The 18,306-nt window shown below is 68.7% G+C and carries 19 protein-coding genes; 6 read left to right on the forward strand and 13 right to left on the reverse strand.

Translation table 11 applies throughout. The features are described 5' to 3' along the window. Positions 1-66: 66 nt before the first annotated feature. From IEX13_RS05780 to IEX13_RS05790, 3 genes are all read left to right on the forward strand, one after another. A complete protein-coding gene (locus tag IEX13_RS05780) occupies positions 67-516 on the forward strand; it encodes a DUF305 domain-containing protein (protein WP_188662125.1) in 450 nt (149 codons plus the stop codon). An 87-nt stretch (positions 517-603) separates the two neighbouring features. After that, positions 604-1,101 carry a hypothetical protein gene (locus IEX13_RS05785; RefSeq protein WP_188662126.1) on the forward strand — a complete coding sequence of 166 codons (498 nt, stop codon included), beginning with the start codon at positions 604-606 and terminating at the stop codon, positions 1,099-1,101. 68 nt (positions 1,102-1,169) lie between these two features. After that, complete coding sequence (locus IEX13_RS05790) at positions 1,170-1,727, forward strand: BLUF domain-containing protein (RefSeq protein ID WP_188662127.1); 558 nt, start codon at positions 1,170-1,172, stop codon at positions 1,725-1,727. On the opposite strand, the gene moeB is transcribed toward IEX13_RS05790, so the two are convergent. From moeB to ndk, 10 genes are all read right to left on the reverse strand, one after another. After that, positions 1,724-2,824: a molybdopterin-synthase adenylyltransferase MoeB gene (gene moeB / locus IEX13_RS05795; RefSeq protein ID WP_188662128.1), complete on the reverse strand. Its 1,101-nt coding sequence runs from the start codon at positions 2,822-2,824 to the stop codon at positions 1,724-1,726. The two genes, IEX13_RS05790 and moeB, sit on opposite strands and share 4 nt — an antisense overlap. A 9-nt stretch (positions 2,825-2,833) precedes the next feature. Further along, positions 2,834-4,060 (reverse strand): molybdopterin molybdotransferase MoeA, encoded by a 1,227-nt coding sequence (locus tag IEX13_RS05800; protein WP_188662129.1) that lies wholly within the window; start codon positions 4,058-4,060, stop codon positions 2,834-2,836. Next, positions 4,057-4,629 (reverse strand): NTP transferase domain-containing protein, encoded by a 573-nt coding sequence (locus tag IEX13_RS05805; protein WP_188662131.1) that lies wholly within the window; start codon positions 4,627-4,629, stop codon positions 4,057-4,059. The genes IEX13_RS05800 and IEX13_RS05805 overlap by 4 nt, the downstream gene beginning before the upstream one ends. After that, positions 4,626-6,026 (reverse strand): ribosome biogenesis GTPase Der, encoded by a 1,401-nt coding sequence (gene der / locus IEX13_RS05810; RefSeq protein ID WP_188662134.1) that lies wholly within the window; start codon positions 6,024-6,026, stop codon positions 4,626-4,628. The genes IEX13_RS05805 and der overlap by 4 nt, the downstream gene beginning before the upstream one ends. A gap of 35 nt (positions 6,027-6,061) precedes the next feature. Next, positions 6,062-7,285 (reverse strand): outer membrane protein assembly factor BamB, encoded by a 1,224-nt coding sequence (gene bamB / locus IEX13_RS05815; protein ID WP_188662136.1) that lies wholly within the window; start codon positions 7,283-7,285, stop codon positions 6,062-6,064. A gap of 4 nt (positions 7,286-7,289) precedes the next feature. Next, the gene (locus IEX13_RS05820; RefSeq protein WP_188662138.1) at positions 7,290-7,940 is read right to left on the reverse strand and encodes a YfgM family protein; all 651 of its coding nucleotides are present in this window, start codon (positions 7,938-7,940) and stop codon (positions 7,290-7,292) included. Between the two features lie 68 nt (positions 7,941-8,008). Continuing rightward, positions 8,009-8,878, reverse strand: a complete 870-nt coding sequence (locus IEX13_RS05825) for a RodZ domain-containing protein (protein WP_188662140.1) — start codon at positions 8,876-8,878, stop codon at positions 8,009-8,011. After that, entirely contained in the window at positions 8,875-9,648 is a 774-nt protein-coding gene (pilW, locus tag IEX13_RS05830) for a type IV pilus biogenesis/stability protein PilW (protein ID WP_188662142.1), read from the reverse strand. Before pilW ends, IEX13_RS05825 begins: the two co-directional genes overlap by 4 nt. Further along, complete coding sequence (rlmN, locus tag IEX13_RS05835; protein ID WP_188663041.1) at positions 9,638-10,810, reverse strand: dual-specificity RNA methyltransferase RlmN; 1,173 nt, start codon at positions 10,808-10,810, stop codon at positions 9,638-9,640. Before rlmN ends, pilW begins: the two co-directional genes overlap by 11 nt. Further along, a complete protein-coding gene (gene ndk / locus IEX13_RS05840) occupies positions 10,798-11,223 on the reverse strand; it encodes a nucleoside-diphosphate kinase (RefSeq protein ID WP_188662144.1) in 426 nt (141 codons plus the stop codon). Before ndk ends, rlmN begins: the two co-directional genes overlap by 13 nt. Before the next feature lie 232 nt (positions 11,224-11,455). On the opposite strand from ndk, the gene IEX13_RS05845 reads away from it, so the two are divergent. Genes IEX13_RS05845 through IEX13_RS05855 form a run of 3 tightly spaced genes read left to right on the forward strand, consistent with a single transcriptional unit; the run spans position 11,456 to position 15,708 of the window. After that, the gene (locus IEX13_RS05845; protein WP_188662145.1) at positions 11,456-12,076 is read left to right on the forward strand and encodes a TetR/AcrR family transcriptional regulator; all 621 of its coding nucleotides are present in this window, start codon (positions 11,456-11,458) and stop codon (positions 12,074-12,076) included. A gap of 45 nt (positions 12,077-12,121) precedes the next feature. Continuing rightward, positions 12,122-14,491: a 3-hydroxyacyl-CoA dehydrogenase/enoyl-CoA hydratase family protein gene (locus IEX13_RS05850; protein ID WP_188662147.1), complete on the forward strand. Its 2,370-nt coding sequence runs from the start codon at positions 12,122-12,124 to the stop codon at positions 14,489-14,491. A 20-nt stretch (positions 14,492-14,511) separates the two neighbouring features. Beyond that, a complete protein-coding gene (locus IEX13_RS05855; RefSeq protein WP_188662150.1) occupies positions 14,512-15,708 on the forward strand; it encodes an acetyl-CoA C-acyltransferase in 1,197 nt (398 codons plus the stop codon). Between the two features lie 58 nt (positions 15,709-15,766). On the opposite strand, the gene IEX13_RS05860 is transcribed toward IEX13_RS05855, so the two are convergent. Genes IEX13_RS05860 through galU form a run of 3 tightly spaced genes read right to left on the reverse strand, consistent with a single transcriptional unit; the run spans position 15,767 to position 18,296 of the window. Continuing rightward, on the reverse strand, positions 15,767-16,120 hold the full coding sequence (locus IEX13_RS05860) for a tRNA-binding protein (protein ID WP_188662151.1): 354 nt from the start codon (positions 16,118-16,120) through the stop codon (positions 15,767-15,769). After that, positions 16,117-17,400, reverse strand: coding sequence for an NAD(P)/FAD-dependent oxidoreductase (locus IEX13_RS05865; RefSeq protein WP_188662153.1), 1,284 nt, complete (start codon positions 17,398-17,400; stop codon positions 16,117-16,119). The genes IEX13_RS05860 and IEX13_RS05865 overlap by 4 nt, the downstream gene beginning before the upstream one ends. A gap of 17 nt (positions 17,401-17,417) precedes the next feature. Further along, positions 17,418-18,296 carry a UTP--glucose-1-phosphate uridylyltransferase GalU gene (gene galU, locus IEX13_RS05870; RefSeq protein ID WP_188662155.1) on the reverse strand — a complete coding sequence of 293 codons (879 nt, stop codon included), beginning with the start codon at positions 18,294-18,296 and terminating at the stop codon, positions 17,418-17,420. Positions 18,297-18,306 lie beyond the last annotated feature (10 nt).

The following is an 18,306-nucleotide window of genomic DNA, read 5'->3' on the forward strand; positions in this document are numbered from 1 at the left end:
CCTTGTTGGTACGGAACTTGGAAGGCATCTGGTGCAATCCAAAAACCATGCCACCCGGGAGACCGCATGAACCCCTATATCCGCTTCGCGCTGATGCTGCTCACGTCCGGCCTGTTGATGTACGGGCTGATGTACCTGCACACCTATGAAATGAGCCACGTCTTCTTCAGCCAGACGCGCGCCTGGATGACGGTGATCATGGTCGCCGGCATGGCCTTGGTGATGCTTGGCTTCATGTGGGGCATGTACAAGGACAAGCGTCTGAACGTAAGCATCCTGGGCCTGGCGCTGGCGGTTTTCGCCGGCAGCCTGTGGCTGCTGCGCAGCCAGACCACGGTGGACGACGTGTCGTACATGAAGGCGATGATCCCGCACCACTCCATCGCCATCCTCACCAGCAAGCGCGCCCGCATCGACGATCCGCGGGTCCGCAAGCTCGCCGACGAGATCATCGCCGCGCAGGAACGCGAGATCGCCGAAATGAAGGCGCTCATCGATGAACTGGAATCGCGCTAGGCACGATGCGCATCGTCGCCGTTCACCCTCGGGGAACGGCCGCCATGCAAGGCTTGTTTCACTGCAAGCACGGTGGAGGTACGAACCATGAGAACCAAACATGTATTCCTTGCACGGGACGTTGATGTCGCCGCACGCGCCGTCGGCGCGCTGCGCCAGGCCGGCGTCGCGGACGAAGACATCGCCCTGATCGCCCGTTCCGACCTGGAAATGCAAGCCATTCCCGAAGAGTTCCGCGAATCGCGCACCGACTTCATGCCGGCGGCGGTCAAGGGCGCGCTGGGCGGCGGCGCCACCGGCCTGGTCGCCGGCCTGGTCGCCGTGGCCATCCCCCCGCTGGGCGTCACCCTGGCGGGCGCCGCCGCCATTGCCGCGGTGGGCGCGGCCGCGGGCACCTGGTCGGCGGCCCTGATGGGCTCCGCCCTGCCCGACCCGGTGCGCCAGCAGTTCGAGGACGAGGTCAAGGCGGGCCGGGTCCTGGTGGTCGTGGATGCCAGCGTTGAAGACCATGCGAAGCTCGAGCCGCTGCTTGTCCAGGCCGGGACGCGCCGACTGGCATTCGAAGAAAGCTCGCAGATGACCTGAGCCGGTTTCACGGTCCGAATGCGCACGGCGGGGCAAGCTGCAGGCCTGCCATCGCCGTCAGGTGCCCCATGTCCCGTCATCTCCGACTCGTCTACGCCAGCCGGTCCACCTTCCCGCCCATCCGGGAAGGGGCCGGCATCCATCCGGAAGTCGCCCGCATCCTGGCGCAATCCCGGCGCAACAACGCCAGGCAGCGCATCTATGGCGGCCTGTATTTCGCCGACGGCAGCTTCTTCCAGTGCCTCGAGGGGCGCGCGGCCGAGGTGCAGGCACTTTACGAGCGCCTGGCCGGGGACGACCGTCACCGCGACGTACGCCTGCTCGACCGCCGCGAGATCGACGAACCCAGCTTCGGCGAGTGGGCCATGAAACACGTACCCAACGCGCCCGAAGTCCAGCAGCTGCTGGCCCGCCACGGCCGCAGCGGCTTCGATCCGCACTCCTTCCCGCCGGCCCTGGTGGACGCCATGGTCGGCCTGCTGCTTGAACGCTCCGATGTCGCGCCGCCCGGCGAACCGGTCGCCGGCCTGGAACCCACCGCGCGGCGCATGTTGCTGGCGCGGGTGGCGGTGGCCACCGGCCTGGTCGCGGCCGTGGGTGCGGCGGCGGCGAACTGGCTGCGCTAGTCCCTGCCCGCCGTTTCCGGTCCGCAGCCGGGGCACTGGGGGTCCGCACGCAGGCGGGTTTCCCGGAACCGCATCGCCAGCGCATCAAAGTGCAGCAGGCGGCCCGACAGGGGTTCGCCGATGCCCAGCAGCAGCTTGATCGTTTCGGTGGCCTGCAGCAGGCCGATCACACCGGGCAGCACGCCCAGCACGCCGGCTTCGGCGCAGTTGGGCGCGTCTTCGGCGGCCGGCGGTTCCGGGAACAGGCAGCGGTAACAGGGCGCTTCGCCGCGCCGGCGTCCGGCATCGAAAACGCTCACCTGCCCTTCGAAACGATGCACGGCGCCGTACACCAGCGGCTTGCGATGGCGCAGGCAGGCGGCGTTGAGCACGTAGCGCACGGGGAAATTGTCGGCACCGTCCACCACCACGTCGGCCGCCTGCACCAGGGCGTCCACGGTCTGCTCGGTGACACGAACCCGTTCGGCCTGCACCTGCACGCGCGGGTTCAGCGCATTGAGCGCCCGGCGCGCGGACTCGACCTTTGGCTGGCCGATGCGGTCTTCGGTGTGCAGCACCTGGCGCTGCAGGTTGCTGCGATCCACCACGTCGTCATCGGCGACTACCAACCGGCCGATGCCGGCCGCGGCCAGGTACAGCGCCGCCGGTGAACCCAGGCCGCCGGCACCCACCAGCAGCACGCGTGATTGCGCCAGCTGCCGCTGGCCTTCCAGCCCGACCTGCGGCAGGCGCAGGTGGCGCGAATAACGCTCCAGGAAATCGGCGTCGTCGGGGGCGCCACCCGTCGTGGGCAGGTCTTCGCGGCACCAGCCTTCGAAGCCGCCGGCCACCGAACACAGGCGCGTGTAACCCCGGGCCTGCAGCGCCTGCGCCGCCATCATCGAACGCCGTCCGCTGCCGCAGATCAGCAGCAGCTCGGCATCGGTGTCGGGGGTGATGCGCGCAGGTTCGGCTTCCAGCGCGGCCCGCGGCACCGGCAGGGCACCTTCGGGCAGGCCCAGCGCGTGTTCATCGGGTTCGCGTACGTCCAGCAGCCGGCTGCCGCGCGCCATGCGGCGGCGGGCTTCGGCGGGCGTGATTTCTTCGATCGGGGGCATCGGGCCAGTCTAGCCGCGACCCGCCGCGCAGGGCAGGCAGTCGACCACGGTCCCGGCGTCGAATTCGCCGGCACCTTCGGGCAACACCAGCAGCACGTCGTTGCCCGCGGCGGCGGCCAGGCGGTGCGAGCCGGTGGCGGCATCGGGGACCACGTGCAGCTGGCCGCCCGCATCCACCTGCAGGCGCCCGCGCATGAACTCGCGCCGGTCGTGGCGCTTGTGCACGGGCTGGGCCAGCCTGGCGCGCCAGTGCGTGCGTGGCTCCTTGCGTCCCTGCAGGCCATCGATCAGGCGGCGTCCCAGCGTCAGGAAGGTCGCCAGCACCGACACCGGGTTGCCGGGCAGGCCCAGCAGCCTCGCCTCGCCCAGGCGCCCGAACAGCAGCGGCATGCCGGGTTTCATGCGCACCTTCCAGAAGTGGGTTTCACCGCGGGCCTGCAGCAGCGCCGGCAGATGGTCCTTTTCGCCGGCGCTGACGCCGCCGCAGGTGATCACCAGGTCGAAGGAAAACGCCGCGTCTTCAAGCATCGCTGTTATGCGCGCCGGTTCGTCGGGCAGGATCGGCCAGGCCACCGGCTCCAGGCCTTCGGCCAGCAGCAGCGTCTGCAGCAGGGCGCGGTTGGAATCGTGGATTTCGCCCGGCGCCAGCGCCTGGCCAGGCGGCTTCAGCTCGTCGCCGGTAGTGAAAACGGCGACGGTCGGGCGGCGCGCAACGGCGAGCTCGGCCAGGCCAAGCGCCGCAGCGAGGCCCAGGCGCGCGGGGGTCAGCACGTCGCCGGCAGACAGCAGCTGCGTCCCGGGCTGCACGTCTTCGCCGGCGCGGCGGATATGGTCGTTCGCGGACGGCGCGCGGTCGGTGGTCAGGCGATCACCGTCCAGCCGTGCGTTCTCCTTGATGACGATCGCTTCAGCGCCGGCCGGCAGCGACGCGCCGGTGGTGATGCGACTGCCCTGCCCCGGCGCCAGCGCCAGGCCCCGGTCGGCGCCGGCGAACTGTTCGCCCACCAGCTGCCAGCCGCCGTCGGGCATCGGCAGGCCGCGCACGGCGAAGCCGTCCATGGCCGAATTGTCGAAGTTGGGCAGCGCGATCGGCGCCACCAGGTCTTCGGCCAGCACCCGGCCCAGCCCACGCTGCAGCGGGATGCGTTCGCTGGAAAGCCGGCGACTGGCGGCAACCCGGTCGATGATTCCGGCGGCCTCGTCGAAGCTGATGCGTGTGGGGAAGTCAGGTCTCATGGGGTTTGATCATAGGCCTCGGGCGTATTGGCATTGCCCAGGCGGGCGGGCGAAATATCCAGCGTGGCCGGGCACAGCGTCGCCAGGGCGCGGTGTACGACGGCTTCACCGGCATCGAGCGCGGACCGCGTGGCGGCTTGCAGCCCGGCGCCCGGCCACAGGCCCACCAGCGGCTGCAGCCCGCCGCCATCGCGCAGCCAGGCCCCTTGCGGCGACGCCAGCTGCGCAAGCCGGTCGAACAGGTTTTCCGGCAGGTCGTGGACATCCACCGGCAGCACCAGCAGCCAGGGCGTGCGGCAGGCGGCGGCCAGTGCTTCCAGGCCGGCCAGTGGACCCGGCTGGCCGGGGCGAAGGTCCTGCACGCAGGTGAATTCGCGCCGGGCCCAACGCGGATCGGGCGTTCGCACGCTGGCGAGCCGCTGGGCGAAGGCCGGAGTTCCGAGTTCCTGCAGCACGGCGTCCAGCGCCGGTTTGCCCGCGCGCGGCAGCCAGGCCTTGTCCCGGCCACCGACGCGTTCGCCGCGTCCTCCGGCCAGCAGGCCCAGGGTGACGTCGGCGCCCGCGATCACTTCCCGCGCTTGACGTGCCGCATCAGGCGGCGCTTGGCCTTGATCTGCCGGTCGCTGAGCGGGTTCTTCTTGCCCTCGTAGGGGTTTTCGCCTTCCTTGAAGATGAAGCGAACCGGCGTGCCGACCAGCTTGAAGCGCTTGCGGAAGAAGTTCTCGAGGTAACGCCGGTAGCTTTCGCTGAGCACGCGCAGGCGGGTGCCGTGCACGATGAAGGTGGGCGGGTTGGCGCCGCCCGGGTGGCAATAGCGCAGCTTCGAGACATGCCCGCGCACGGCCGGCGGCGGGAAGCTCTGGTAGGCGATTTCCAGCGCCTTGGTGACCTCCGAGGTGCTGAATTCCCTGGTGGCCGAGGCGTGGGCGCGGTGGATGGCGCGGAAGAGTTCGCGCATGCCGGTGCCATGCAGCGCCGAAATGGGCAGGCGCTCGGCCCACTCGCAGAACGACAGCTTGCGCACCAGCATGCCTTCGGTCTGCTCGCGCTGGTATTTGCTCTGCCCGTCCCACTTGTTGACCGCGATCACCAGCGCCTTGCCGGCCTGCAGGATCAGGCCCAGCACGGTGGCGTCCTGTTCGGTCACGCCTTCGCCGGCGTCGAGCAGCACCACCGCGACCTGGCAGTTTTCGATCGCCTGCAGGGTCTTGAATACCGAGAACTTCTCGACCGCTTCTTCCACTTTCGAGCGCCGGCGCAGGCCGGCGGTGTCGATCAGGCGGTAGTCGCGGCCGTCGCGGGTCAGGTCCACCGCGATCGAATCGCGGGTGGTGCCGGGCACGTCGGAGGCGATCATGCGCTCCTCGCCCAGCAGGCGGTTCACCAGCGTCGACTTGCCGACGTTGGGCCGGCCCAGGAAGGCGATGCGGATGCGATGCGGGTCGTCGGCCAGCACCGCGGCGTCGCCGTCTTCGGGCAGCTCCGGGATGACCTGTTCAAGCAGCTCGGGCACGCCGCGCTGGTGCGCCGCGGCGACCGGGATGACCTTCTCGACGCCGTAGCGCGCGAACTCGGACAGCACCGGCTGCAGCTCCAGGCCGTCGACCTTGTTGATGACCAGGAAAAACCGCCGGCCGGTCTTGCGCAGCCAGGCCAGGATGGCGTCGTCGACGGCCGAAGGGCCTTCGCGGCCATCGACCACGAACAGCACCAGGTCGGCTTCTTCCACGGCGGCGCGGGCCTGGCGCGCGGTGGCGCCGGCCAGGCCTTCTTCGTCGCCGGACAGGCCGCCGGTGTCGCACAGGCCGAAGGGCCGGTCTTCGACCAGCCGGCAGAATCCGTAGTGGCGATCCCGGGTGACCCCGGGTTCGTCGTGCACGAGCGCGTCACGGCTGCGCGTCAACGCATTGAACAGCGTTGACTTGCCGACGTTGGGACGGCCCACGAGAGCAACCAATGGCAACACGCGGAACTCTCCCGTGGATTACGTCAACCGGCTTCTTATTGCGCCGGCGACGGGTAAGCGGACAGGCGACCCTCGGCGTCCAGCACGATCAAGGTGCCGGTCGGGGTGACCTGGGGGGTGCCGCGGATCGGTGCCTTGCCGGCGCGGTTGCGGCCGACGATGACGCCGTCGTCGCTGCGCAGCCAGTGCACGTAGCCGTCCAGGTCGCCCACCACCAGGTAGTTGCCATGGATGGCCGGCGTGGTCAGCCAGCGGCGGGCCAGGGCTTCCTGGCGCCAGAGGGCCGAACCGGTGTTGCGATCCAGCGCCCAGACCGTGCCGGCGGTGTCGGACAGCACCACGCGGTCGCCCAGCAGGGCCAGGCCGGAATAACCGCCGGTATCGCGGTTCCACAGCGGGCGGCCGTTCTGGGTCGAAATGGCCATGGTCTGGCCGGCGAAGCTGGTGGCGAACAGTTCGGAGAAGCCCAGGGCCAGCTCGCCGTCGACGTCGGCCATGCGGTCGAGGTCGTTGCGGCCTTCGGATTCGGCGACCAGTTGGGTCCAGGCGACCAGGCCGTCGTTGATGCGCAGGGCGACGACGGTGCCGTCGTCATACCCCAGGTAGGCCAGTTGGCCGTCGCTGACCGGCGCGCCGTTGCCGCGCACGCTCAGGGCCGGGATGCCGCGGTCGAACACCCACTTGCGGGTGCCGTCGGCCGGGTCCAGGCCAAAGGTGCGGCCGTCGTTGCTGCGCACGATGATGCGATCGGGGGTGACCAGCGGCGCGGCGATCACCTCGGAGGTGACCTTGGCGCGCCAGCGCTCGGCGCCGGTTTCGGCGTCCAGGGCCACCACTTCGCCATTGCGGCCGCCGGCGACCACCATGCCGTTGCCCACGCCCGGACCACCGCTGAGGCCACCGTCGATGGACTTGCGGCGCCAGAAGAACAGGCGGCTGCCCTCCTTGCGGGTCGGGGCGACTTCGGAATCCCAGAGCACGTCGCCGTTGGTGGCGCTGATCGCCAGCACGCGGCCTTCGTCGTTGGACACGTACAGGCGGTCGCCTTCTATGGCCGGGCGCTGGCGCAGGCCCAGCCTGGCGTTTTCATCGCCGAGCTTGCGCGACCAGGCCTTGTTGACGGCAATGGGGCTGGCGATTTCAACCAGCTCGGCCGGATCGCTGGCCTTGTTCTTGTCGTCGCCGAACCAGCCCTTGAGGGTGGTGCAGCCCGTGGTGGACGCCAGTAGCGCCGCGATGATCAGGGTACGACGCAGCATGCGCTCAGGCCTCCGGGGAATCGGGCAGGCGGCCGCCGGCCGCGGTGAACTTCATTTCGACGATGCCGCGGGTCGGCGACGCCAGGTCAAGCGCGGCAAGCGACTGCTCGTAGGCCGCTCGGGCCTGTTCGCGGTTGCCCAGCGCCAGTTCGGCATCACCCCGCAGCTCGCCGGCGACGCCGGGGTAACTGGGCAGCGGATGCGCGTCGAGGCGTTTGATGACGTCTTCGTGCCTGCCAAGGCCGGCCAGCAGGCGCATCGCGCGCAGCTGCAGCAGCTCGGCCATGGCCGGGTCGACGTGTTCGGGCGACACGGCGTCGAGCTTGGCCAGCGCCTCCTCGGCCTTGCCCTCGGCCTGCAGGCGCTGCGCTTCATTGAGCGCGACAATCGCGATGTAGGGCGTTTCCGGATGGTTCTGGCGCAGCGCCTGCGCATGGGCCAGGGCCTTGTCGGTCTGCCCGCCGTCCGAGGCGCGGCTGTAGGCCAGGAATTCGGCGGCGGCCTCGACCTTGCGCGCTTCCCCCTGGTTCTGCCACCACTGCCAGCCACCCAGGGCCGCCAGGCCCAGCGCAACGCCGGTGATCAGGGAAGAGCCGTTGTTCTTGAGCCAGGCGCGAACGCGTTCGCCCTGTTCGTATTCGTCAATCTGGTCCATGGATCACTTCTTCGGGCCGGCGCACGGACGGCGCGGGCAGTGGGTCGGGTGGCCGGGGCGCCGGTGGATTACCGGGCAGGCTCGGGTTCGCCGCCAGAGGATACCGTAAAGCGGGCGACGTTCGCCGTGCGGAAGGGCTCGAGGTTCACCGGCTGGCCATCGTGCAGCACTTCCACGGCGGCGGCATTGCCCAGCGTGATGTAGCCCACTTCCCCGTCTGCGTAGCGGCGCTCGGCGCCGGCGTCGAGCAGCGCGCGCTCCAGGCTGCGACCCTGGGCGTCGTTCACTTCCAGCCAGCTCTGGCCGCTGAAGCGCAGCACGAGGCCGTCCTGGCCGGTGATCGCAGCCGGGAGTTCCGGCGCCGGGGTCTTGGCCGGGACCGGGGCCATGGAAGCCATCACCGGCTCCGGGGTGACCGGTTCAGGCGTGACGGCAGGCAGCGCGATGGTGCGGTCGGCGCCGGCGACAGCCGGCGCGGGGTCGAGCGCGGGCAACACCGAGGCATCGGGCTCAAGGGTCAGCGACTGCGGCCGGTCGGCGTTCTGGTAGTGCCGGGCGACCAGCACCACGGGAACCACCAGCACCGCGGTCATCACCAAGTAGACGACGTTGCGCAGGGACTTGTCCAGGGTACGGCGCAGCCCGGACCGCGAGGTCAGCGGCACCAGGGCCGGCGTCGGCGCCGGCGCGACCACTGGCTGCAGCAACTCCTGCGGCAGGTCCAGCAGGCGCAGGTAGCTGCCCAGGTAGCTGCGCACGTAGATCGGCGCACCCAGTCGCTGCCAGTCCTCGCGCTCCATCGCTTCAATGATGGCGACCGGCAGCCGCAGCTGCTGGCCGGCCTGCTCCCGGGTCAGCCCACACTTGTCGCGGGCCGCGCGCAGGCGCTGGCCAAGGGGATCTACAAACAAACCTTCCTGCCGGCCTTCGGTAGTCATGACTGCGGGGATTCCTTGCGGGCGGTTGGCGTGTGGTCCGGGAAACCCTGCCGCAGGCGCGTACGGTAGCGCTCGGCAGCGGCGCGGTCGCCGGCACCTTCTTCGATGGCGATGGCCAGCTCGAGCAGCTCGGCGCCCACTTCGGCCACCGATTCACGACGCTGGAAGAAGGCCCGGGCGCCCATGAAATTGCCCTGCTGGTACTGCAGGCGCGCCATCTGCTCGAGCAGCGAAGCGCTCTTTGGGTCGATGGCCAGGCCCTTGCGCAGGGCAACGTCGGCCCGGTCCAGCCGGCCAGCGTGAACGGAACAGCGCCCGGCGTTGAAGTACGCCTGCGCCTTGGCCTCGTAGAAAGGGTCGAGCACCGCACGGGCGAACACCGCATCGGCTTCGTCGTACTTCCGGTGTTCGCACAGCCAGGCGCCGTAGGCGTTGAGTATGTGGCCGGTGTCGGGGGCCAGCTTGGCGGCCTGGGCGAAATGCTCGCCGGCCCGGGTGGAATCGTCCAGGGCCTGGCGGATCATGCCCATGACCACCTGGACGTCGGCCGAGCCCGGGTCGCTGCGAAGGGCGCGCTGGGCGCGGTCCATGGCGACGTCGAGCTTGCCGGCGGAAAGGTAGTTCTGCGCCAGCTGCAGGTTGGCCATGCCCTTGTTGCTCATCTCCGGCTGCGCCTTGGTGGCGCGCGTGACGCCCCCGGTGCCGGCACACCCGGCCAGGACCAGCGCCAGCGCGCCGGCGAAGAGGAACGGGAACGACTTAAGCTGCATCGGAAACCCCCTGTTGTTCGAGCTTGCGCTTGAATTCGGACTGGCGGCGCGTACGGTCCATGACCTGGCCCTTGAGCTGGCCACAGGCCGCGTCGATGTCGTCGCCGCGGGTACGCCGGACCATGGCGAGCACGCCGGCGTCGAGCAGGATCTTCTGGAAAGCGCGGATTTCCGTTTCGCCGCTGCGCTCGAAGCGCGTGCCGGGGAACGGGTTGAACGGGATCAGGTTGACCTTGCCCGCGTCCGCGTACTGCATCTTGTTGGAGAACGACTTCATCAGCTTCGCCAGTTCGCGGGCGATGGCCGGGGAATCGTTGACGCCCTTCATCAGGGTGTATTCGAAGGTGACCGAGTCGCCCTTGCGCTTGTTGCGCAGGTAACGCACGCAGGCGTCCATCAGCTCGGCCACGGGGTACTTCTTGTTGAGCGGGATCAGCTCGGTGCGCAGTTCGTCGTTGGGCGCGTGCAGCGACACGGCCAGGGCGACGTCGGATTCGACGGCCAGGCGGTCGATCATCGGCACCAGGCCCGAAGTGGACAGGGTGACGCGCTTGTTGGCCAGGCCGAAGCCCAGGTCGTCGCGCATGATGCTCATGGCGCGCACCACGTTGTCGAAGTTCAGCAGCGGCTCGCCCATGCCCATCATCACCACGTTGGTGAGCTTGCGGTTGAGATGGGTCTTGTTGCCCAGGTGCTTGGAGGCCACCCACACCTGGCCGATGATTTCGGCAGTGCTGAGGTTGCGGTTGAAGCCCTGGGTGGCGGTGGAGCAGAACTGGCAGTTCAGGCCGCAGCCGACCTGGCTGGACACGCACAGCGTGCCGCGGCCCTTGTCGGGGATGAACACGGCCTCGATGGCGTTGCCGGCGTCCATGCCCAGCAGCCACTTGTGGGTACCGTCCGCCGACGGCTTGTCGAAAAGCACGTTCGGCGGGCGGATTTCGGCGACCGCCTCGAGCTTGGCGCGAAGCGCCTTGCCCACGTCGGTCATTTGCCCGAAGTCGGTGACGTGCTGGTGGTAGATCCACTTCATCACCTGGTGGGCGCGGAAGCGCTTCTCGCCGAGGATGTCGGCGAAGAAGTGCTCCATGCCCTCGCGATCGAGGTCGAGCAGGTTGGTCTTGGCGACGGCCTCGGTCACGGCATCACTCAACGCGGGCAGAGCTCGGTGGCGCTGAAGAAGTACGCGGTTTCGATCGCGGCGTTCTCCAGGCTGTCGGAACCATGCACGGCATTGGCGTCGATGGTTTCGGCGAAGTCGGCGCGGATGGTGCCCGGCGCGGCTTCCTTCGGATTGGTGGCGCCCATCAGGTCGCGGTTCTTGGCGACGGCGTTGTCACCTTCGAGCACCTGGATCATCACCGGACCCGAGGTCATGAACTCGACCAGGGCGTTGAAGAAGGGACGTTCGCGGTGCACCGCGTAGAAGCCTTCGGCCTCCTTGCGGGAAAGGTGCTTCATCTTGGCCGCGACGATCTTCAGGCCGGCCTTTTCGAAGCGGGCGTAGATCTCGCCGATGACGTTCTTGGCGACCGCGTCGGGCTTGATGATGGAAATGGTGCGCTCCAGCGCCATGGTCTAACTCCGTAGGTTGCAAGGGTTTTGGGAGCCCATGAATTTACCACAATTCCCCGGTACGGCGAGGGTTTAGCGCAATTCCCTGATTATTTCCAGCAGTATCGGCCACCCCGCCCTCACCCTCCTCCGGGGAGCCTCCGGTGTTGCACTCGTTTGAATTGCCCATTTGACCCTGGTCCGGCTCCGGGTACACTCGCCAACACCTGTTTCAATCGAACGCTGGCAAGCCATGAGCACGAGCCATTTCAACACCAAGGAACGCATCCTCGGCGCCGCCGAAGAACTGTTCGCCCAGCACGGCTTCGCAGGCACGTCGCTGCGGCAGGTCACCAGCCGGGCCGACGTCAACATCGCGGCGGTCAACTACCACTTCGGCAGCAAGGAAAACCTGGTCAACGAGGTCTTCCGGCGCCGCATGGACGAGATGAGCGAACGTCGCCTGGCCTTGCTGCGGCAGGCCCAGGACAAGCAGCCGGGCGACCTGGAGGCCATCCTCTCGGCCTTCATCGAACCGCCCCTGGCCCTGACCATCGACCGCCACGGCGGCTCGGCCTTCGTGCGGGTGCTGGCCCGGGCCTTTGCCGAAAAGAACGACCGCCTGCGCAAGTTCCTGTCCGACAACTACGGCCACGTGCTGCGCGAGTTCGCCAGGGCCCTGGGCCAGGCCCTGCCCGACCTGGCCAAGGAAGACCTGTACTGGCGGCTGGATTTCACCGCCGGCGCGCTCACCTACGCCATGGCCGACTTCGGCCTGATCAAGCGCCCGGCGGGCGTCTCCGAAAAGGCCCACTGCGAAAAGGCCGCCCAGGCCCTTATCCGGTTCGCCGCCGCCGGCCTGCGCGCCGGCTGAGCCCGGCACCCACCCTCTCCCTTCTCCTCCCACGGAGCTGTTCCCATGCCTCAACTACTCATTCGCAAGGTCGCCGTGCTCGGCGCCGGCGTGATGGGCGCGCAGATCGCCGCCCACCTCGCCAATGCCGACGTCGAAACCGTGCTGTTCGACCTTCCGGCCAAGGAAGGCAAACCCAACGGCATCGTCGACAAGGCCATCGCCAACCTGGGAAAACTTTCCCCCTCGCCGCTGGCCAGCAAGTCGAAAGTCGCGGCGATCACCGCCGCCAACTACGACCAGCACCTGCACCTGCTCCGGGACTGCGACCTGATCATCGAGGCCATCGCCGAGCGCATGGACTGGAAGAAGGACCTGTACGACAAGATCGAGAACCATGTGGCCCCACACGCCATCCTGGCCTCGAACACTTCCGGCTTGTCAATCAATGGCTTGGCGGAGGTTCTTCCAGAATCACTTCACTCGCGGTTCTGCGGCGTGCACTTCTTCAACCCGCCGCGCTACATGCACCTTGCCGAGCTCATCCCCTGCGCGAAGACTGACCGCGAAGTCCTTGAAGGGCTTGAAACTTTCCTGGTCACGACCCTGGGCAAGGGTGTGGTCTACGCCAAGGACACCCCGAACTTCATCGGCAACCGCATCGGCGTGTTCTCGATCCTGGCCACCCTGCACCACACCGCCGAATGCAAGCTCGGTTTCGACGAGGTCGATGCCCTGACCGGCCCGCTGCTGGGGCGCCCGAAGTCGGCGACCTACCGCACCTCCGACGTGGTTGGCCTCGACACCATGGCCCACGTCATCAAGACCATGGCCGACACCCTGCCCGAGGATCCCTGGCACGGCTACTTCAAGGCCCCGGACTGGCTCAAGGCGCTGATCGAGAAGGGCGCACTGGGGCAAAAGACCGGCGCCGGCATCTTCATGAAGAAGGGCAAGGAAATCCAGGTCCTGGACCTCAAGGCACAGGACTACCGCCCCGCCACCGGCGCGGCCGACCCCGAGCTGGTGGCCATCCTCAAGAACAAGGACCCGGCCGAAAAGTTCGCCCAGCTGCGCGCCAGCGAACACCCCCAGGCGAAGTTCCTGTGGGCGATGTTCCGCGACCTGTTCCACTACAGCGCCTACCACCTGTCCTCCATCGCCGACACCGCCCGTGACGTCGACCTGGCCATCCGCTGGGGTTACGGCTGGAAGCTGGGCCCGTTCGAAACCTGGCAGGCCGCCGGCTGGAAGCAGGTGGCCGAATGGATCGCCGAGGACATCGTGGCCGGCAAGGCCATGTCCAGCGCGCCCCTGCCCGACTGGGTGTTCGACGGCCGCGATGGCGTGCACGCCGCCGAGGGCAGCTTCAGCCCGGCCAAGGGCGAGAAGCTGCCGCGCTCGAACCTGGCCGTCTACAACCGCCAGCGTTTCCCCGACCCGGTGCTGGGGGAACGCACCGGCGCCGGCGACACCGTTTTCGAAACGGACGCGGTGCGGATGTGGACCGACGGCGACGGCATCGCCGTGCTGGGCTTCAAGACCAAGATGCACACCGTCAGCGACGGCGTGCTGGCCGGCATCCAGGAAGCCGTGGACCGCGCCGAGAAAGGTTTCCGCGGCCTGGTGATCTGGCAGCCCAGCGAACCGTTCTCGGCCGGCGCCGACCTGGCCGGGGCCCTGGGCTCGCTGCAGGCCGGCAAGCTCGACGAGTTCGAGGCCATGGTCGCCACCTTCCAGGCCACCAGCCAGCGCATCAAGTATTCGCTGGTGCCGGTGGTCGCGGCCGTGCGCGGCCTGGCCCTGGGTGGCGGCTGCGAGTTCCAGATGCATGCGGCGCGCAGCGTGTTCGCGCTGGAAAGTTACGTCGGCCTGGTCGAGGCCGGCGTCGGCCTGCTGCCGGCCGGCGGCGGCCTGAAGGAAATCGCCGTGCGCGCCGCGCAGGCGGCGGGCCCGGGCGGCGACGTGTTCGCCGAGCTCAAGCCCTACTTCGAGGCCGTGGCGATGGGCAAGGTGTCGAGCTCGGCCTTCGAGGCCAAGGAACTGAAGCTGGCCCGCGACGCCGACCCGGTGGTCTTCAATGCCTACGAACTGCTTCACGTGGCCAAGGCCCAGGCCCTGGCGCTGGCCGAGTCGGGCTACCGCCCGCCCCTGCCCGCCCGTGCGATCGCGGTGGCCGGCGACGTCGGCATCGCCACCTTCCGGATGATGCTGGAGAACATGATCGAAGGCCGCTTCATTTCCGAACACGACTACGAGGTCAGCAAGCGCATCGCCACGGTGATGTGCGGCGGCGACGTGGATCGCGGTGCCCTGGTGGACGAAGAGTGGCTGCTGCGGCTCGAGCGCGAGCATTTCGTCGCGCTGGCCCAGATGCCCAAGACCCAGGAACGCATCGCCCACATGCTCAAGACCGGCAAGCCGCTGCGTAACTGAGCGACGACGAGGACAAACAAATGACCAAGCAAATCCAGGACGCCTACATCGTCGCCACCACCCGCACCCCGGTAGGCAAGGCCCCGCGTGGCGTCTTCCGCAACACCCGCCCCGACGAAATGCTGGCCCACGTGCTCAAGGCCGTGGTCGAACAGTGCCCGGGCATCGACACCAGCCGCATCGACGACGCCATCATCGGCTGCGCCATGCCCGAGGGCGAGCAAGGCATGAACGTGGCGCGCATCGGCGTGCTGCTGGCCGGCCTGCCCGACGTGGTGGCCGCCCAGACCATCAACCGCTTCTGCTCCTCGGGCCTGCAGGCCGTGGCGCTGGCGGCCGACCAGATCCGCCTGGGCAACGCCGACCTGGTGCTGGCCGGCGGCACCGAGTCCATGTCCATGGTGCCGATGATGGGCAACAAGGTGGCCATGAGCCCCAAGGTCTTCCAGGACGACAACGTGGCGATCGCCTACGGCATGGGCATCACCGCCGAAAAGGTCGCCGAGGAATGGAAGGTCAGCCGCGAAGACCAGGACGCATTCGCCCTGGCCTCGCACCGCAAGGCACTGGCCGCGCAGGCCGCCGGTGAGTTCAAGGAAGAAATCTCGCCCTATGGCGTGGTTTCCCGGCAGCCGGTGCTGGGCGGTGACACCGTTCAGCAGCGCGAGCTGGTGGTTGAACATGACGAAGGCCCGCGCCCGGACACCAGCGCCGAAGGCCTGGCCAAGCTGCGCGCGGTGTTCCGCAACGGCGGCTCGGTGACGGCCGGCAACAGCTCGCAGATGTCCGACGGCGCCGGCGCGGTGATGCTGGCCTCGGAATCGGCGATCAAGCAGTACGGCCTGACCCCGCTGGCGCGTTTCGTCAGCTTCTCGGTCGCGGGCGTGCGCCCGGAAGTGATGGGCATCGGCCCGATCGCGGCGATCCCGAAGGCGCTCAAGCAGGCCGGGCTGAACCAGGACCAGCTGGACTGGATCGAGCTCAACGAGGCCTTCGCGGCCCAGGCCCTGGCGGTGATCCGCACCTGCGAACTGGACCCGGACAAGGTCAATCCGCTGGGCGGCGCCATCGCCCTGGGGCACCCGCTGGGCGCCACCGGCGCGATCCGCACCGCGACCATCGTGCATGGCCTGCGCCGTCGTCAGCAGAAATACGGCATGGTCACCATGTGCATCGGCACCGGCATGGGCGCCGCGGGCATCTTCGAAGCCCTCTGACGAATACGCTGGCGCTGAGAGAAAACGGGCCCTTCGGGGCCCGTTTTTTTGGCCAATCTCACGCCATCCGCGTCCCGTTGGGGACCGGGCGTTCGAGGGTGGTGATGACGACGCCTGCTTCGGTCGGGAAGCCGGTGAGCAGGAATTCGGAGCGCACCGGGCCGACCTGCTTGGGCGGGAAGTTGATGACGCCGACGATCTGCCGGCCCACCAGGTCCTGGGCGCTGTAGAGGGTCTTGACCTGGGCGCTGGTCTTGCGCACCCCGTGCGGGCCGAAATCCACCCACAGTTTCCAGGCCGGCTTGCGCGCCTCGGGGAAGTCCTCGACCCGCTGCACCGTGCCGGCGCACAGCATCACTTTCTCGAAATCGGCCCAGCTGATCAGGCCTGCCTGCTGTTCCTGGTCTGTCATCGCGATTCCCGCCAGTCCTTCCAGGCGTCCCGGGCCTGGTACCACCAGTAGCTTAACTGCGCACCGGCAAAACCGGCCGGCTTGAGCGCCGACACCAGGCCGTAGTCCGCCATCTCGCGCCAGCGCGGATCACCATGCGCGATCGCCGAGGCCAGCAGCTCGCCCGCGAACGTCGTCGGCGCCACGCCGTGGCCGCCGAAGGCCTGGGCCAGCCAAAGGCCCTCGTCCACCTTGCCCACCTGCGGCATCTGGTGGCGGGCGTAACTCATCAGGCCCGACCAGGCGCGCTCGATCTGCAGGTCATGCAGCTGCGGGAACACCCGCAGCAGGTCGCGGCGCAGCAGGCGGCGCACGGCGCCGGGCGAGCGGTCCAGGACCGAAATGCGTCCGCCCCACAGCAGCCGCGTGTCCGGCAGCGGCCGGTAATAGTCGAAGGCGAAGCGGCTGTCGTAGACCGCCGCACGCGTGCGCAGCACCTCGTCCAGGCGCGGGCCCAGGGGTTCGGTGACCATCACGTAGGTCGCGATGGGCATCACCCCGGCGTCCACCTCGCGGCGCAGGCCAGCCAGGTAGCCGCCGCAGGCCAGCACCACGTGACGGGCGTGCACTTCACCGTCGGGCGTGCGCACGCGCCAGCCGCTGCCGTCGCGGTCCAGCGACAGCGCCGGGCTGCCTTCGTGCACGCACACGCCCTGCTGCGTGGCCGCGTCGGCCAGCCCGCGGGCATAGGCCAGGGGATCGAAATGCAGGGCATTGGCTTCCAGCAGCCCCTCGGAGTAGCGCGTACTGGCGATGCGATGCGCCATCTGCTCGCGATCCAGCCACTGCCACTCCACGCCGAAATGCTCCGCCAGCAGGCGCTGGCGCCCGTGCAGCACGGCCGGGTCACGGAACCAGTTAGCCCAGATCACCCCGGCGTCGGTGGCATCGCAGCGGATGGCGTGGCGCTGGATGCGCCGGCGGATGAGGTCGACGGCATCCACCGTGCCCTGGTACAGCGCCTGCGCCCGCTGCGGGCCGAGTTCGGCCAGCAGTTCGGCTTCGCCACGGGAGAATCCGCCGAAGACGAAGCCTCCGTTGCGACCCGAAGCTCCGTGGCCGATGTCGCGGGCCTCGAGCAGCATGACGTCCCGGTTGTCGCGCTCGGCCAGGCCCAGCGCCGTGTTCAGGCCGGCGAAACCGCCGCCGACGATGCAGGTATGGACCTCGTGCCGGCCGGCCAGCGCCGCACGCGCCGGCGGCGCCGGCGAACGGGCGCGGTAGAAGCTGTCGGCGTGCATGCGGCGCGCGGCCGGGTTCAGCGCGCCAGAGCGGCGCGCATGTACTCGCGCGCCGGTTCGGCCAGGTCCTCGTGGTCGAGCGCGAACTCGATCGTGGCCTCGACCAGGCCGATGCGGCTGCCACAGTCGAAGCGGCGGCCCTGGAAGCGGTAGGCCAGCGTGCGCTTGTTCGCCATCAGCGCGGCGATGGCATCGGTGAGCTGGATCTCGCCGCCGGCACCGGGCGCGGTCTTGCGCAGCAGGTCGAAGATGCTGCCGTCGAGCACGTATCGCCCGACAACGGCCAGCGTGCTCGGCGCGTCCTCCGGGTGCGGCTTTTCGACGATGGCCTCGATCTCGCCAAAGCGCCCGGAAAAATCCCGGGTCGCGACGATGCCGTAGCTGCCGGTCTGTTCGCGGGGCACGTCCTGCACCGCGATCACGCTGGCGTCCTGGGCCTGCGCCAGGTCGGCCATCTGCTTGAGCGCGCCGGGGCCCTTGTTCCAGATCAGGTCGTCGGGCAGCACCACGGCAAAGGGCTCGTTGCCGATCACCGGCTCGGCGCACAAAACGGCGTGGCCAAGGCCCAGGGCTTCGGCCTGGGTCACGAAGACGGCGCGCACGTGGCGCGGCAGCACGTCGCGGATCAGGGAAAGCAGTTCGGACTTGCCCTTCTTTTCGAGCTTGTGCTCGAGCTCGTAGGCCTTGTCGAAATAATCGGCCACCGCGTGCTTGTAGCGGTTGGTGATGAAGACCAGGGTGTCGCAGCCGGCTTCGATCGCTTCGTCCACCGCGTACTGGATCAGCGGCTTGTCCACCACCGGCAGCATTTCCTTGGGCACGGTCTTGGTGGCGGGAAGGAAGCGGGTGCCGAGGCCAGCGACGGGGAATACAGCCTTTCTGATTCGGGACGTCATGCGGTTCTCG

It is taken from the genome of Arenimonas soli (genome assembly GCF_014643775.1).
Taxonomy (GTDB): Bacteria; Pseudomonadota; Gammaproteobacteria; order Xanthomonadales; family Xanthomonadaceae; genus Arenimonas; species Arenimonas soli.

Bases quoted from the DNA above. Each gene is read 5' to 3' on its own strand.
- IEX13_RS05790 (WP_188662127.1), top strand. From the start codon at position 1,170: ATGTCCCGTCATCTCCGACTCGTCTACGCCAGCCGGTCCACCTTCCCG.
- IEX13_RS05780 (WP_188662125.1), top strand. From the start codon at position 67: ATGAACCCCTATATCCGCTTCGCGCTGATGCTGCTCACGTCCGGCCTG.
- IEX13_RS05785 (WP_188662126.1), top strand. From the start codon at position 604: ATGAGAACCAAACATGTATTCCTTGCACGGGACGTTGATGTCGCCGCA.
- IEX13_RS05855 (WP_188662150.1), top strand. From the start codon at position 14,512: ATGACCAAGCAAATCCAGGACGCCTACATCGTCGCCACCACCCGCACC.
- galU (WP_188662155.1), bottom strand. From the start codon at position 18,296: ATGACGTCCCGAATCAGAAAGGCTGTATTCCCCGTCGCTGGCCTCGGC.
- bamB (WP_188662136.1), bottom strand. From the start codon at position 7,285: ATGCTGCGTCGTACCCTGATCATCGCGGCGCTACTGGCGTCCACCACG.
- IEX13_RS05865 (WP_188662153.1), bottom strand. From the start codon at position 17,400: ATGCACGCCGACAGCTTCTACCGCGCCCGTTCGCCGGCGCCGCCGGCG.
- IEX13_RS05860 (WP_188662151.1), bottom strand. From the start codon at position 16,120: ATGACAGACCAGGAACAGCAGGCAGGCCTGATCAGCTGGGCCGATTTC.
- IEX13_RS05820 (WP_188662138.1), bottom strand. From the start codon at position 7,940: ATGGACCAGATTGACGAATACGAACAGGGCGAACGCGTTCGCGCCTGG.
- ndk (WP_188662144.1), bottom strand. From the start codon at position 11,223: ATGGCGCTGGAGCGCACCATTTCCATCATCAAGCCCGACGCGGTCGCC.
- IEX13_RS05825 (WP_188662140.1), bottom strand. From the start codon at position 8,878: ATGACTACCGAAGGCCGGCAGGAAGGTTTGTTTGTAGATCCCCTTGGC.
- pilW (WP_188662142.1), bottom strand. From the start codon at position 9,648: ATGCAGCTTAAGTCGTTCCCGTTCCTCTTCGCCGGCGCGCTGGCGCTG.
- moeB (WP_188662128.1), bottom strand. From the start codon at position 2,824: ATGCCCCCGATCGAAGAAATCACGCCCGCCGAAGCCCGCCGCCGCATG.
- IEX13_RS05800 (WP_188662129.1), bottom strand. From the start codon at position 4,060: ATGAGACCTGACTTCCCCACACGCATCAGCTTCGACGAGGCCGCCGGA.
- IEX13_RS05845 (WP_188662145.1), top strand. From the start codon at position 11,456: ATGAGCACGAGCCATTTCAACACCAAGGAACGCATCCTCGGCGCCGCC.
- IEX13_RS05850 (WP_188662147.1), top strand. From the start codon at position 12,122: ATGCCTCAACTACTCATTCGCAAGGTCGCCGTGCTCGGCGCCGGCGTG.